This is a genomic window from Akkermansia sp. N21116, assembly GCF_029854705.2.
Lineage (GTDB): Bacteria > Verrucomicrobiota > Verrucomicrobiia > Verrucomicrobiales > Akkermansiaceae > Akkermansia.
Genome location: NZ_CP139035.1, coordinates 1,912,874 through 1,927,784, shown reverse-complemented (window position 1 = coordinate 1,927,784; position 14,911 = coordinate 1,912,874). Strand labels below are relative to the sequence as shown.

Genomic DNA, 14,911 nt, shown 5'->3' with positions numbered 1-14,911 from the left:
GCCCTATGCCCGTCCCGAATGTCCGATCCGTATTGGAGTACGTACCGTACTTCCGGGGGAAGCTCTTTGTCGTTCACGTCGCCCAGGATCTGCTCAATTCGGAAGAACTTGTCGATGCCCTGCTTGACCTGGACGTCCTCCACGAAATCGGCGTCCGCCTGATACTCGTCGCCGAAGGCAGCGACGCTTCGCGCCTTTATGCTGAAACCCGCGTCTGTGAAATGCGATCTGCGGCCGTCGAAGCGCCTCTCTCCGCAGGAGAACTCGTCATCGGACGGGTTGAAGAAATTCTCAACCGCCGCCAGATCCCTGTCGTCGCATCAGGCTGCGACCAGACATTCGACGAAGGTACCGTCCGCATGGCTTCTGCCCTGAAAGCCAACAAATTCATCGCCCTTCTGGACGACGAACGGGTTCCTACGCGGGACAAGGCCCCCATTCACGCCATTCTGGAGAGCGAAGTCGCCGACATCCGAGGAGAAATCTCCTACAAGGAACTTCTGCTCGAAGCGGCGGAAGTCTGCCGCCGCGGTATCCAGCGCGTCCACCTTCTCGACGGTCGTAATCGCGGCGTCCTTGTAGACGAACTTTTCTCCGAAGAAGGCGTCGGCACCATGGTTCACTCGGACTCCTACCGGGAAATCCGTCCGCTTCATGAAGAAGACATCCCCGAACTGCTTTCCATGATCGCCCGTTCCGTCATTCAAGACCAGCTCGTCGACCGCAGTTACGAAGACATTCACGAACGCCTCAAGGATTACTACGTCCTCACCCTTGACGACAGTATCATAGGCTGCGTAGCCGTTTATCCGTATCCCGAGCAAAAATCCGCCGAACTCGGTTGCCTGTATATCAAACAGAGCCATGAAGGCCACGGCTACGGCAAGGCTTTGTGCTCCTTTGCGGAACAAAAGGCCCGGGAACTGGGCATGCATTTTATCTTCGCTCTCTCGCAAAGTGCCGTCTATTACTTCCGGGACCGCCTCCACTACGCGGAATACTCCCGCGATACTCTCCCGAGCCACCGCCGCATGGTGCTGGAATTGAGCGGACGCCACTCCGGAGTCTTCGGGCGGGAATTGGACTGATACAACGCCCTCCAAGGAGCATCGTCAGATTTCACTCGTCCCATTATTAGTTTGGACTAAATTTATTTTTCTGGACGAACAAATTGATGTGCACCGCAAATTATTGACAAGCATGAGTTTATACGATAGCCTATTTGCATAGGCTTGGTTTTTACCATTCCTTTTGCAAGGAAAAGGTTGACATAATGTTAGTTTTAGCTAACTTTCTGTTTCACCTGAACAATTAACCATGCCCCAAATGCACATCAACCTACCCCTCCTTGCAGTAGCCGGATTCGCTCTTTGTTCCTATTCCCTGGCAGACGAAGCCCCATCGACTCCGGGAGCCCTTCTGAACGATCTTGATATGATCGGTTCCGAATACGGAGATGACTCCGTTCCCTTCCCCCACGATCCCGTCAGCAATTGGCTGACCGATTTCCATACCAATCTTGCCAAATCCCGTATCCAGTATTTCATCGAACAATCATACAGCCGTTCATGGTTTGGCCATGCGGCGGAAGGTTCCCCTTCCGGGCAAAACTGGTACAAGCTGCATGCCCACGTCGGCTTGAACCTCGTCACTTCCGAAAGGCACCAGGGTACCTGGATCAAGGCGGAAGTATCCGGGTCGAGCGCTTTGGATTCTCGCTCAAGGGAAACAACCATGGACGATACCCTCGGCAGCCTCAGCAATACCGACTGCGACATCTACCGTGACGACTTCTACTACATGCCCGAATTACTGCTGTCCCAGGGATTTGACGACGGACGGAGCGTCCTGATGCTGGGCGTTGTCAACCAAACGAATTATATCGACACCAATTCCTACGCCAACACATCGTTCGGTCAATTCACGGCCGGCCCTTTCGTGAACAATCTTGTCCTGCCCCTCGGAGAAAGCAATTTCGGATTCATGCTCCAACGCCAGATGGGAGACCAGTGGATCATCCAGCTCGGAGGAAACATGCTGGATTGCGAATCCGGCCAGAATCCGTTCCGCCGTACGACAGGCAAAGCCTTCAACCTGATCGGGGAAATCTCCTGGACCAGTGAAGATGTCCTGGGCATAGGCCGCGGCACGCATCGACTGGAACCGTTCATGTTCCATTCCGACGGAGAAAATCATGCCGGTATCGGGTACAATGCCGAACAAGACCTCGGGAAGAGCCCCTTTGCCGTCTTTTTCCGTGCAGGCTGGAGCTGTGCCAGTTCTGACAATCCCGGTGGAGCCATGGCACAAGTTTCCGGAGGATTGATCGTCAAAAAGCCCTTTTCAATCATCACCGGTTTGAATGAGGCAGATTCCAACTACCTGGGCCTTGCCCTTGCCATCGTCAAACCGGAAGCCGGTATTCTTGAATCCGACGAAAGCGATGAACGGATCAAGCCGCACAATCGTGAAATCACCTTCCAGTGTGTTTATTGCTGTGCCGTTACCCCCTACTTCTTCATCGAACCATCCTATCAGCTCACAAGGCATCCCGCCATGAGGCGGGATAGAAGTGTCGCCAGCGTTTTTTCAATTCAAGGGATTCTCTCTTTCTAAGACACCGCTGCACAGTGTTGTTCACGGGCTTGATTAAAAGAAGCCCGTCGCAACACACGCCCGCCGGCTGCAGGCATATTTCGCGAAGAGGCCATTTCACAACACCATCCAACACAGATCATGCCACTTTCCATGCTTAACATCGGCGACATCCGCCAAGTCAACAAAATCCACGGCAAGGACGAAACCCGCCGCTTCCTCGAAAACCTGGGATTCGTCTCCGGCAGTATCGTCTCCGTCATCTCCGAAAACAATGGCAGCCTCATTGTCAAAGTCAAAGGTACCCGCATCGCTCTCAGCAAAGTGCTTGCCGGAAAGATTTTTGTCGATTGATCCTGCGCCTTTGTTTCACAATCTTATGAATACACTCAGCAAAACCCTAAGAGACACCCGTATCGGGGAAACCGTTACGGTTGCAAAACTATCGGGAGAAAGCGCCATCAAACGCCGCATTATGGACATGGGAGTCACCAAAGGAACCTCCATCTTCGTGCGTAAAGTAGCACCTCTCGGTGATCCGATCGAAGTGACCGTGCGCGGCTACGAACTCTCCATCCGCAAAGCGGAAGCCGAACACATCCACTTGCAATAACCCGCCTTCCCCCCTGCTTGCATCCTCAACATCCACCAACGGACAACACCTATGAGTAAAATCACAATCGCTCTCGCCGGTAATCCGAATTGCGGTAAAACGACTCTTTTCAACGCATTGACGGGCGCAAGCCAATACGTCGGCAACTGGCCCGGCGTTACCGTCGAAAAGAAGGAAGGCAGACTGAAAGGCCACAAGGATATCCTGATCCAGGACCTCCCAGGCATCTATTCTCTCTCTCCCTACACGCTGGAAGAAATCGTCAGCCGGGATTATCTGGTCTCCGACAACCCGTCCCTGATCATCAACCTCATCGACGGCAGCAACCTTGAGCGAAACCTCTATCTCACGACCCAGCTATGCGAACTGGGCATTCCGGTCATCATCGCCTTGAACATGATCGATATCGTCCGGAAGCGCGGCGACAAGATTGATACGGAAAAACTCGGCAAGGCTCTCGGTTGCGAAGTCATTGAAATCAGCGCCTTGAAAGGCACGGGCGTCAAGGAACTCACCGACAAGGTTGTCTCAGACATTACCGGCAGATCCCTGGCAGCACCGCATCCTCTCCCCTTCCCGTCCCACATTGAAAAAGCTCTGGAAGAAATCTCGTCAGTCATTGTCCCCTACTGCCCTCGGGAAAAAAGCAAATGGTTTGCAGTCAAAGTCTTTGAACGAGACAAGAAAATCATGGAAGAACTGCCTCTCACCCCCCACGAAAAGGCAGTCATTGACGACATCATCGGAAAAACGGAAAAGAAGTACGACGATGACGGGGAATCCATCATCACCGGGGAACGCTACAATGCCATTGCAGACATCGTTTCGAACGTTGTGGTCAAAGCCAGGCAAAGCGGCATGACCACAAGCGACAAAATCGACCGCATCATCACCAACCGCTGGTTCGGGCTGCCCATCTTCGCCGTCGTCATGTGGGCCGTCTATTACATCTCCATCCAGACCATCGGCGCCTACGGTACGGACTGGGCCAACGATACTCTTTTCGGAGAACTTATCCCGGAGTGGACAAGCTCATTCCTGGAAAGCGTCGCATGCGCCGAATGGCTGCAAAGCCTGATTCTGGACGGCATCATCGCAGGTGTCGGGGCCGTCCTCGGTTTCCTGCCTCAAATGGCAGTCCTGTTCCTTTGCCTCGGTATTCTGGAAGACTGCGGATACATGTCGCGCGTCGCATTTATCATGGATCGCATTTTCCGCAAATTCGGGCTTTCCGGCAAATCATTCATCCCGATGCTCGTTTCGATGGGTTGCGGCGTTCCCGGAGTCATGGCAACGCGCACGATTGAAAATGAAAAAGACCGCCGCATGACAATCATGGTAACCACCTTTATTCCATGCGGAGCCAAGACCCCCATCATCGCTTTGATCGCGGGAGCATTCTTTCCGGACTCATCCTGGGTGGCACCCAGCGCCTACTTCATCGGCATAGGCGCCATTATCCTCTCCGGACTCATCTTGAAGAAAACAGCCATGTTCGCCGGAGATCCCAGCCCATTCGTCATGGAACTGCCCCTCTACCACATCCCGGCATGGAAGAATGTCATCGTCCATGCCTGGGAACGTTGCAAAGCTTTTGTCAAGAAGGCAGGGAGCATCATCTTCCTCGCCAGCGCCCTCATCTGGTTCCTTTCCAGCTACAATTGGAAAATGGATTCCGTCGAAGAAAACGACAGTATGCTGGCAAACCTCGGCAATGCAGCCGCCCCCGTCTTTTCGCCGCTCGGCTGGGGGGATTGGAAACCGACCGTCGCTACCGTTACCGGCTTAATCGCCAAGGAAAACGTTGTCGGCACTTTTGGTGTCCTCTATGCCGATGCAGGATCCTCTGAATTCGCGGAAAAAGACGGAGAGGGAGAAATACCGGCCGCCGCTCCGGAAACGGAACATCAAGCCGGAGAAGCCGTGGCCGATGCCGCTCCGGAAGAAGACATTGATGAAGAAGAACAGGAAATCCAGGAAACGGGTTCCAAACTCGCCCGGGCAGGAGCCTTCACGACCATTACCGCCTTCTCATTCATGATCTTCAACCTGCTCTGCGCTCCCTGTTTTGCCGCCATAGGAGCCATCCGCCGCGAAATGAACAGCGCCAAATGGACCTGGTTCGCCATAGGCTACATGTGCTTGTTAGCCTATGTCCTCGCCTTCCTGATCAATCAGTTCGGCACATGGCTTTATGAAGGGAGCGGATTCGGAGCCGGACAGGTACTCGCCTTCGCCGTGCTGGCATCCATCATCTGGCTTCTCGTCAAAAAGCCCTCCCGGGCCGGCGAATAACACCACCTTCATTCTCATCACAACACAACTATATGGCTACATACATCATCGGAGCTCTCCTGCTACTTGCTTTCGCTTTCGCCATTTACAAAACATTTTGTAAAAAAGGCGGTTCTTGCGGAGGATGCAGCGGATGCGGGGAAACATGCCCATGCAATTCCGAAAAGGATTCATCCAAATGTTGCTGCTCCGGCAAGGACAAACATCACTGCCACCATCACTAGGAAACGGCTCTTCATTCTGCCTTCCTGATTGACCCCATTCAAAGGGCCGTACCTCAAAGAGTGCGGCCCTTTTTGTATTCTGTGTCTAGTCCTGAAATAGCGTTACACCCCGAAAAACGCTATTTCAGGACTAGACAATATCCTTTTTAAAGGAAGTAAGAGAACAAGAAAAAGGGCTGTCTCCCGCCGGTCTACAAAACCTTGGAAGACAGCCCGTAAAAAATGAAAGGGATTTCGTTTACCTGGGAACAAGCTTGGCCATACCGGAAGTTCCGTGACCTTCGCTCTGGTTCCCCTCCAAACCAGCATATTCATACCGGTAATTCCAATTGGTAATTGTACCAAGAATCGTACCCTGCTGTTGCTCGGTAAACGTTATGGAACAATCAACTTCCCAGGTACTCGTCGTCGGGTTGGAAGCAGGATCGGGTGTAAACCATCCAATGGAAAGCACCGCAGTATCCTTCCCGGTCTTAACATAAGTAACCTGAGCCGTGAACATAGTACCCGTATTAACCCCCGTCTGAAGGGATCCGCCGGAACCATAGACATTCAACAATCCGGGAGAAACGCCCGAAATCGGATCGGAAGGGTCAATCTGAAGAACATAGGAACCGATATTGTCCGGCGCCAATCCACGCTCTTCAGTACCACTACCGCCACAGCCGACAAGAGTCGTCACAGCTGCTCCGGCACACAAAAAGGAGAGAATTCTTTTGAGAGAAAAGGTGATCATAAGTTAAGGAGACTATATCGGTGATTATGGTTGAACTTGTCCTCATGTCAATCCAATTTGAAATTATTAACCATCTCTTTACAAATTAGAGTTCCTTCGGTCCATTTCCCTTCTGTCCAGCGTCCGGCGACAACACCTCGCCTCCTCTCTATTCCAACCGTCTTTTATCAATTGCTGATGATCACGTTTTATAAAATTTTAATAAAAATTTACATTTCCTGCTTGCGATCATCCCGGAACCACATTACCTTACGTGAACCAACTACCTGGAATCTCACGATGAAATCACACCAGACCTCACCAGCCAAGGGCGACATCCCCGTTTCGGAAGAAGCCAATAAACTTGCTGATTTCGTGATCTTTACGCAGCGTTCATGCATCTTGAACCTCTCCCCCCAACTGACGGACAGTCGTGTCTCCTATCCCCAGTTTTTCCTTCTGACCTACCTGGATAACGAGGACTTCCTCACCATGTCCAATATCGCAAAAAAAATGGGACACTCTACCGCGGCTGCTACCGGCATGGTCGACAAACTGGAAGAAATGGGTTACATCGCCCGGACCCAGGCCGCCAATGATCGCCGCAAAATCATGGTCCAAATCACGGAATCCGGCAAAGAACTCGTCGCCCGCATGCGGCAAAACATCGCCCATGACTTGGCCAACATCATGCAAAAGCAGGATGCCGACTCCCTCAGGCACCTGGCGCCCACCCAGAAAATGATAAGGAAACGCATCAATCCCCGTTTCTAATCTTCTCCCTTCCCACCTTTCCATATTCCCTTACCGGGTTCCGGACGATCTGATCCGGAACCCGGTTTTTTGTATGCCGGGATACATGGCATGCAAGCAAAAAGTCTGCCCCTCCATCACAGGAGGGGCAGACTTGAAAGGTTCGTTGGAACTCTCCATACCGGCGAAAACTCCGGCATGGACAGGAAGGAAGAATCAGTCCTCGATGGAGAACTGCCGATCCAGCACTTCCATGATTTCCTTGGCGGCAGCCGGAATGTTGGTACCCGGGCCGAAGATGGCCACAGCACCGTGTTCCTTCAGGTAATCATAGTCCTGGGCGGGGATAACGCCGCCGCAGAAGACCTGGATGTCCGGACGACCCTGCTTGGCGAGTTCTTCCACCAGCTGCGGGAGAAGCGTCTTGTGCCCGGCGGCCAGAGAACTCATGCCCACGATATGGACATCGTTTTCAATAGCCATCTTGGCCGTTTCTTCCGGAGTCTGGAAGAGCGGACCTACGTCAACGTCAAAACCGAGGTCGGCATAGGCGGAAGAAACCACCTTGGCTCCGCGGTCGTGACCGTCCTGCCCCATCTTGGCGACGAGAATGCGGGGACGGCGCCCTTCGCGTTCGGCGAAGGTGTTCGTCATCTTGCGCACTTCTTCCACCAGGGGATCGTTTCCATATGCTGTACCGTACACGCCAGTAATAAGTTTGATTGGTGCTTTATGACGCCCGAAATGTTCTTCCAGAGCGGAGGAGATTTCACCAAGGGAGGCACGGGCCTTGGCCGCCTTGATGGAGAGGTCGAGCAGATTGCCTTCACCGGTGCGGGCGCAGTCGGAAAGAGCCTTCAGGGCAGCCTCGCAGGCGGCGCTGTCGCGTTCGCTGCGGAGCTTGTGCAGGCGGGCAATCTGGGCATCGCGGACGGCGGAATTGTCCACTTCGAGGATGTCCATCTTTTCTTCCTGTTCCAGACGGTACTTGTTGACGCCGATGATCGGTTCCTTGCCGGAATCGATGGCGGCCTGGCGGCGGGCGGCCGCTTCTTCGATACGCATCTTGGGCAGACCGGTTTCAATGGCCTTGGCCATGCCGCCGAGGGCTTCCACTTCCTGAATATGAGCCCATCCCTTGCGGATAAGTTCGTTCGTCAGGTATTCCACATAGTAGGAACCGCCCCACGGGTCGATGACCTTGCAGATCGTCGTTTCGTCCTGCAGGAAGAGCTGGGTGTTACGTGCGATGCGGGCCGAGAAGTCGGTCGGCAGGGCAATGGCTTCGTCCAGCGAGTTGGTATGCAGGGACTGTGTGTGACCGCAGGAAGCAGCAAGGGCTTCGATGCAGGTACGCGTCACGTTGTTGAACGGATCCTGTTCCGTCAGGGACCAGCCCGACGTCTGGGAGTGCGTGCGCAGAGCCAGGGACTTCGGATTCTTCGGGTTGAACTGCTTGATGATCTTGGCCCACAGGACACGCGCGGCGCGCATCTTGGCCACTTCCATGAAGTAGTTCTTGCCCTGAGCCCAGAAGAAGGACAGGCGGGGGGCAAAGGCATCAATGTCGATCCCGGCCTGAATCCCCGTACGGACGTACTGGAGGCCGTCGGCCAGCGTGTAGGCCATTTCCAGGTCGGCGGTGGCGCCGGCTTCCTGCATGTGATAGCCGGAAATGGAAATGGAGTTGAACTTCGGCATGAACTTCGAAGTGAATTCGAAGATGTCGGCGATGATGCGCATGGAGGGATCCGGCGGATAGATGTACGTATTACGTACCATGTATTCCTTCAGAATGTCGTTCTGGATCGTACCGGAAAGCTGGTCGAGCGTACAGCCTTGTTCCTGGGCGGCCACAATGTAGAAGGCCAGCACGGGAAGGACGGCTCCGTTCATTGTCATGGAGACGGACATCTTGTCCAGCGGAATTCCCTTGAAAAGGATTTCCATATCCAGGATGGAGTCTACGGCAACACCGGCCTTGCCGACATCACCAACGACGCGCGGGTGGTCGGAATCGTACCCGCGGTGCGTTGCAAGGTCGAATGCGATGGAAAGCCCCTTCTGACCGGCGGCCAGGTTGCGGCGGTAGAACGCGTTGGATTCTTCAGCGGTCGAGAAACCGGCGTACTGGCGCACCGTCCAGGGACGGGCAACGTACATCGTGGCATACGGACCGCGAAGGTTCGGGGCAATGCCGGCCGTAAAGTCGAGGTGGAGGCAATCGTCGTACACGTCCTTGGTGTAAACCGGATCGACGGCGATCTGTTCGTTGGTTATCCAGGATTCTTCCTGATTAGCCGGGTGCGGTGTGCCAACCTTGATTTCAGGGAAGTTGGCAGACGCAAAATCTGGGATATTGCTCATGATATGAAATAAAGGTTGGGGTTAAAGGCCGATTTTGTTCTGGATGGTTTCAAGTGTCGTGTAACAGTTGGCTCGGACGTGGATGAAGACATCCACCCCGGCTTCCTTGAAGGACTCCACATAATCGGCGGGATACCCGGCGAGGGCAACCATCATATCGGGACGAAGCGCCCGGAGAGCCTTGCAGAAGGCCGGGACAATTTCGGGATAGGTGTCGTCCGTCGAGCAGATCACACACACGCTGCATCCGCTTTCGGCGGCAGCCTTGGCGGCTTCTTCCGGAGTCTGGAACCCGGCGGGATAGACAACGTCGAGACCGCCTGCGCGCAGGAAGTCGCGGGAGAAGTCGGCACGGGCCTTGTGCTGGCGCAACGGCCCCATATTGGCAAAGAACACCATCGGACGGGAACCCTTGGCTTCCACCCAGGCATCAGCCTTGGCCAGAAGGGATTCAAAACGCTCGGCAAGGCGGCGCACAGGCAGAGGTTCGATTTCCAACGGACCGCCGCACTTGCAGTCGACGCCGGCGCATAGAGCCTTGTTGATCAGGCAGGTGGAGAATCCTTCTTCGGCCGCCTGAGCCACGGATTTCACACACATGCTAACTTCCGGGAGGGCGGGATTTTCACTCTTGCAGCAGTGGCCCTTGGCAGCGCAGGCCAGGGGTTCGGTCACTTCAAGCTTCTTCTCGTCCAGGTTCACGTACTGGTTGACGCCGACAATGGACTGACGGCGCTGGTCGGCCATTTCGTAGCGCTTGGCGGCCGTGGCGTTCACGCGCTTCTGTACCGTACCGGCTTGAAGGGCCTTGATGATGCCGCCTTCCTGTTCGATGGAACGGAACATGTCCCAGACTTTCCGGGCCACTTCGTTCGTCAGGCTTTCGATGTACCAGGAGCCGCCGGCCGGATCCACAACCTTGTCCAGATTGCACTCGCCCAGCAGAATCAACTGCGTATTGCGGGCAATGCGGCGGGAGAACTCGTCCGGCATGCGGACGGCGCAATCGAAAGGCAGGATGTCCAAGCTATCCACTCCGCCCAGGAAGGCGGAGAATGCCTGGGACGTGCCGCGCAGCATGTTGACCCACGGATCCACCTTGGAAATCGTCCAGAAGGAGGAACGGGCATGCAGCTTGATCTTGGCGGCTTCTTCACTGCCGCCGCAGCTCTTGACAACGGAAGCCCAGAGTTCGCGGAGAGCGCGGATCTTGGCCACTTCAAGGAAAAGATTAGCTCCGATGCCAACGGTAAAACGCATGTGGGAGGCGGCATCGTCGATGGAAATGCCGCGTTCTTCCATGGCGCGCAGGTAGGCGACCGCCGTGGAAAGCATGGCACTCAATTCTTCGATGGCGGAAGCGCCGGAATCGCTATAGGGAAGACCGCTCACGCCGATCGTCTGGAATCCGGGAGCATTGGCGACGGCCCACTTGGTCATGGCTGCCATCTGGTCGTAATAGGCGCAAATACCCTTGCCGCCGCAAAGCGACCCCTTGCCCACGGTCTTGCCGACCGGATCATACAGCACACCGCCCGTCAGCTTGGCTACATCGTAGCCGCCAGCCTTATAGGTATTGAGGAACATGGCAAGAACGCCCAGTCCGCAGGAGCCCGGCGTGATGTACACGGGCAGAGAGTCGAGCACGACATCCTTGAGCGCGGTATTCCAATCGGCCTGCTTGCGGAGCTTTAAGCCGCACTTGCAGTTCAACTGGATGTTGACGGCGGTCTGTCCGCGCATCAGATCGTGAAGGAGCCGACTGTTGAAATCTTCGGCATTGGCGGCAGGAATTCCCTGGGCCACTTCACACTCTTTTTCCACATAACCGAGGGGTCTTGTGCCTCGACGGTACGGGAACTGGCCGGCGGCCTCTCCGTTGTCCTGCACATCGCCCCGGTTGTAAATCGGGTTGAGCGTAATGCCTTCCACAAGTTTGGTGAAAAGCTTTTTATCAAAATCAGCACCTTTCAAGGCAGCGATGGCTGCGTCACGCCATTCGGCGTAGGTTGCTGGGGCGAATTCTCCGAAATCAATATCCGGATTGTTTGGCGTATTTCCCTGTTGCATGGCGAAGTCAATTGGGTCTCGGCCTACCTTGGGCTGCTTGCAAACAAACAGCGTGTGCATGAACGGCCGAACATAATGCACGGCACGATTTTCCTCCTGAACGTCCCTAAAGTCCAGCCAGAAATGACACACGGCGGGACATTTATCCTCTTGACGGGGTATTTTGGGCTAAAGAACGCTCCTCATACAACATATGCCACCCTTGGGAAAACATGTCCTTTTCTTCATGAACGGAAATCCCGTCGGCAAGGTCTCAACTTCAGGAACGCACAACGTGCGGCTCCATTGTCATCACACCGCATTTCAATCATGGGAAAATCAATACTGGCATCCGCCCTCAGTCTGTTTGTTCCCGGCCTGGGTCAGCTCTACAAAGGGCATTTCATCCAGGCCGTCATCTGGTTCCTCATCGTTTCCGGCGCCTATGTGACCATGACGTGGTTCCTCTTCCTGCCGATCCCGATCTTCCTGCATTTATTGTGCATTCTTCAGGCATTTTTCATGGATGAATAATCAGCAAGAATTATTCGTAAACATTTATCCTTGCCTCCCCGACGAGCGGCAGAATAGGATACCTCGCAATCAATCGTTCTGCCACCATGGGAAAATCAATACTGGCATCCGCCCTCAGCCTGTTTATCCCCGGGCTGGGACAACTCTATAAAGGGTATTTCATCCAGGCCGCCATCTGGTTCCTCATCGTTTCCGGAACCTATGCAACCATGACGTGGCTCCTTTTCCTGCCGATTCCCATCGGCCTGCACCTCTTATGCATCCTCCAAGCCTTCTTCATGCCCCGGAATTCCTGACTTCCTTCCATCCGCTTGTCTTCCTTCCCCGCCCGGACACGCGCACCGATTCTTTTTCCGCAGGCCTCAACCCCGGAAACGGTGAATAGACTTGTCTCTCAGAAAGACTTTCCGTATGAAAAAAAGAGCCATGAGCAACTTTGCCCCTTTTGATGAAAAGATGCGGAACGTCGGACTAAGCGACGCCGCCATCGGAGCGTTCCGCCGATGCTACGAATCCCTGGCCGCCAACCACAGCGGCATGATTCCCGAAAAAGCCATCGCCCCGGCGGACAACATCGACGCGTGGGACGGGATTATCTCCTCCACCGCTCCGGCCGACGCCAATCTGATCGCTCAAACCGTCTGCATCAAACTCAATGGAGGGCTCGGCACAAGCATGGGCTTGCAAAAAGCCAAAAGCCTGCTGACTGTCAAAGAACAGGACACCTTCCTCGATATCATCGTCCGGCAGATCAAGCACCTCCGCTCCATTTCCGGTACTCCTGTCCGCCTCTTGTTAATGGACTCGTTCTCCACCAGCAAAGACACTCTCGACTACCTCTCCAAATACGCTTCCGACGGACTCGACAACCCGCAGGAAGTGGAACTCATGCAAAACAGGGTCCCCAAAATCCTTGCCGATACGCTGGAACCGGCAGTCTGGCCGGCCAATCCCGACCTCGAATGGTGCCCTCCCGGCCATGGTGACCTCTACCCTGCCCTGCTCGGTTCCGGCTGGCTGGACCGTCTCCTCGCCCAAGGCGTCAAGTACGCCTTCATTTCCAACTCGGACAACCTCGGCGCCCAGCTTGACCTCAACTTCCTGCGCTGGTTTGCCGAATCCGGGGCCCCCTTCGTCATGGAAGTCACCCGCCGCACGGAAGCCGACAAGAAGGGCGGCCACCTGGCCGTCCGCAAGTCGGACAACCGGCTCATCCTCCGTGAAGTCGCCCAGTGCCCGGACGAAGACATTCCCTCCTTCCAGGACATCGACCGCCACCGCTACTTCAACACCAATACTCTGTGGATCCGCCTGGATACGCTCAAGGATATCCTCAATGCCAATGGAGGCGTCCTGCCCCTGCCCATGATCCGCAACAGCAAAACGATCGATCCCCGCGACGCATCCTCCCCCAAAGTCTTCCAGCTCGAAGTAGCCATGGGAGCCGGCATCGAATGCTTCCCGGGGGCACGCGCCGTCGACGTCCCCAGATCGCGGTTCTTCCCCGTCAAAACGTGTTCGGACCTCCTGCTGCTCCGTTCCGACGCCGTCATCATCGACAAAACGGGCAAAGTCTCTCTGCATCCCTCCCGCAACGGCACCGCCCCCATTGTCGATCTGGACGGCAAACTTTATAAACTCGTGGACTCCCTGGACGCCCTCGGGCTCCCATCGCTCCTCCATGCCGGCAAAGTCACCATCCGGGGTGCATTCCACTTCGAACCCGGCTGCACCCTCCAGGGGGACGTCGATCTTGTCAACGAATCTTCCACTACGGAAACCCTCCGTCCGGGCGTTTACGGAGAATAACCCCCCTCCTTCCCTTCCGGCTTCCGGACACCGCCTCCGGGGGCCGTACCCCTCATCCCCTTCCCCACATGGTCAGACCGGAAAAACTCGAAGCCCTCAAACAACGCATGGCCGAACTGGGCATCCGGGAAGACGACCTCGAAGAAAAATTCGTCCGCGGTACAGGCAACGGAGGGCAAAAAGTCAACAAAACCAACAACTGCGTCTTCCTCCGGCATATCCCCAGCGGCATCGCCGTCAAATGCCACATGGAACGCTCCCGGGAAATCAACCGCTTCCTGGCCCGCCGCGAATTATGCGACGCCTACGAAGGAGTCATCAAGGGAGAACGCACCGCCAAACGGCAGGCAATCGAAAAACTCCGCCGCCAAAAACGTCGCAAATCCCGCCGCCAGCGCCAGCGCACCCTTGCCGACAAACACCATCATTCGTCAATCAAATCAATCCGCCGCCAGCCCGTGGACAACGATTGACACACTTCCCTCCTTATCAACATTAAGGAGCCCTATCCCATCTCATCCGCGTCTCCCTGATGTTGCATTTCTCTTTTAATTTGCAGGTGGACCGGCATATTCAAAAACGCCCTGGAAAAATCAATTCGATCTTAGCTCGAAACGCGTTCCCAGATTTGATGCCTATACATTTTTCCTGAAGCGAACCATTCAAAACCCCGTCAGGAGCCCCCCCGATTTGACGGATCCGCATCCCCCCCTCTCGTACAGGGTTCATCCCCGCTCCAGATAAAAAGGAGAACGTTCGCAACCGATTTACGAAATCTTGGTATTCAAAGCCAAATTTTCAACATCAAGCACGAGAAAAAGACTTTAATTATACATTTTTGTAATTATTGGCGTCAATCAGGATCAAATTTTTATAAAAACCGGGAAATTTGCAAAATCTTCGAATTAGAATAAATACTATGTAGACGATTGTGTTTTTTATTGTTACAAATACAAA

The 14,911-nt window shown here is 54.6% G+C and carries 13 protein-coding genes; 10 read left to right on the top strand and 3 right to left on the bottom strand.

The features are described from left to right. The first annotated feature begins 5 nt into the window (after positions 1-5). From QET93_RS07395 to feoB, 5 genes are all read left to right on the top strand, one after another. The gene (locus tag QET93_RS07395; RefSeq protein ID WP_280132846.1) at positions 6-1,088 is read left to right on the top strand and encodes a GNAT family N-acetyltransferase; all 1,083 of its coding nucleotides are present in this window, start codon (positions 6-8) and stop codon (positions 1,086-1,088) included. Between the two features lie 229 nt (positions 1,089-1,317). After that, positions 1,318-2,616 (top strand): hypothetical protein, encoded by a 1,299-nt coding sequence (locus QET93_RS07390; RefSeq protein ID WP_280132847.1) that lies wholly within the window; start codon positions 1,318-1,320, stop codon positions 2,614-2,616. 120 nt (positions 2,617-2,736) lie between these two features. Further along, positions 2,737-2,949 carry a FeoA family protein gene (locus QET93_RS07385; RefSeq protein WP_280126568.1) on the top strand — a complete coding sequence of 71 codons (213 nt, stop codon included), beginning with the start codon at positions 2,737-2,739 and terminating at the stop codon, positions 2,947-2,949. A 25-nt stretch (positions 2,950-2,974) separates the two neighbouring features. Further along, complete coding sequence (locus tag QET93_RS07380; RefSeq protein WP_280132848.1) at positions 2,975-3,208, top strand: ferrous iron transport protein A; 234 nt, start codon at positions 2,975-2,977, stop codon at positions 3,206-3,208. Between the two features lie 51 nt (positions 3,209-3,259). Then, entirely contained in the window at positions 3,260-5,503 is a 2,244-nt protein-coding gene (feoB, locus tag QET93_RS07375) for a ferrous iron transport protein B (protein ID WP_280132849.1), read from the top strand. 462 nt (positions 5,504-5,965) lie between these two features. On the opposite strand, the gene QET93_RS07370 is transcribed toward feoB, so the two are convergent. Continuing rightward, the gene (locus QET93_RS07370; RefSeq protein WP_280132850.1) at positions 5,966-6,463 is read right to left on the bottom strand and encodes a hypothetical protein; all 498 of its coding nucleotides are present in this window, start codon (positions 6,461-6,463) and stop codon (positions 5,966-5,968) included. 279 nt (positions 6,464-6,742) lie between these two features. Here QET93_RS07370 and QET93_RS07365 point away from each other — a divergent pair, with 279 nt between their 5' ends. After that, positions 6,743-7,216, top strand: a complete 474-nt coding sequence (locus QET93_RS07365; RefSeq protein ID WP_280126564.1) for a MarR family transcriptional regulator — start codon at positions 6,743-6,745, stop codon at positions 7,214-7,216. 195 nt (positions 7,217-7,411) lie between these two features. Here the strand turns inward: QET93_RS07365 and scpA are convergent, their stop codons facing one another. Beyond that, the gene (gene scpA / locus QET93_RS07360; protein WP_280126563.1) at positions 7,412-9,562 is read right to left on the bottom strand and encodes a methylmalonyl-CoA mutase; all 2,151 of its coding nucleotides are present in this window, start codon (positions 9,560-9,562) and stop codon (positions 7,412-7,414) included. 21 nt (positions 9,563-9,583) lie between these two features. After that, positions 9,584-11,692: a methylmalonyl-CoA mutase family protein gene (locus QET93_RS07355; RefSeq protein WP_322189925.1), complete on the bottom strand. Its 2,109-nt coding sequence runs from the start codon at positions 11,690-11,692 to the stop codon at positions 9,584-9,586. 249 nt (positions 11,693-11,941) lie between these two features. On the opposite strand from QET93_RS07355, the gene QET93_RS07350 reads away from it, so the two are divergent. The 4 genes from QET93_RS07350 to QET93_RS07335 all read left to right on the top strand — a co-directional run bounded on the left by QET93_RS07350 (position 11,942) and on the right by QET93_RS07335 (position 14,427). After that, on the top strand, positions 11,942-12,145 hold the full coding sequence (locus QET93_RS07350) for a hypothetical protein (protein ID WP_280132852.1): 204 nt from the start codon (positions 11,942-11,944) through the stop codon (positions 12,143-12,145). 86 nt (positions 12,146-12,231) lie between these two features. Then, complete coding sequence (locus QET93_RS07345) at positions 12,232-12,441, top strand: hypothetical protein (RefSeq protein WP_280132853.1); 210 nt, start codon at positions 12,232-12,234, stop codon at positions 12,439-12,441. 130 nt (positions 12,442-12,571) lie between these two features. Continuing rightward, on the top strand, positions 12,572-13,954 hold the full coding sequence (locus QET93_RS07340; RefSeq protein ID WP_280132854.1) for a UTP--glucose-1-phosphate uridylyltransferase: 1,383 nt from the start codon (positions 12,572-12,574) through the stop codon (positions 13,952-13,954). Between the two features lie 68 nt (positions 13,955-14,022). Next, positions 14,023-14,427 (top strand): peptide chain release factor-like protein, encoded by a 405-nt coding sequence (locus QET93_RS07335; RefSeq protein ID WP_280126559.1) that lies wholly within the window; start codon positions 14,023-14,025, stop codon positions 14,425-14,427. Positions 14,428-14,911: the final 484 nt, after the last annotated feature.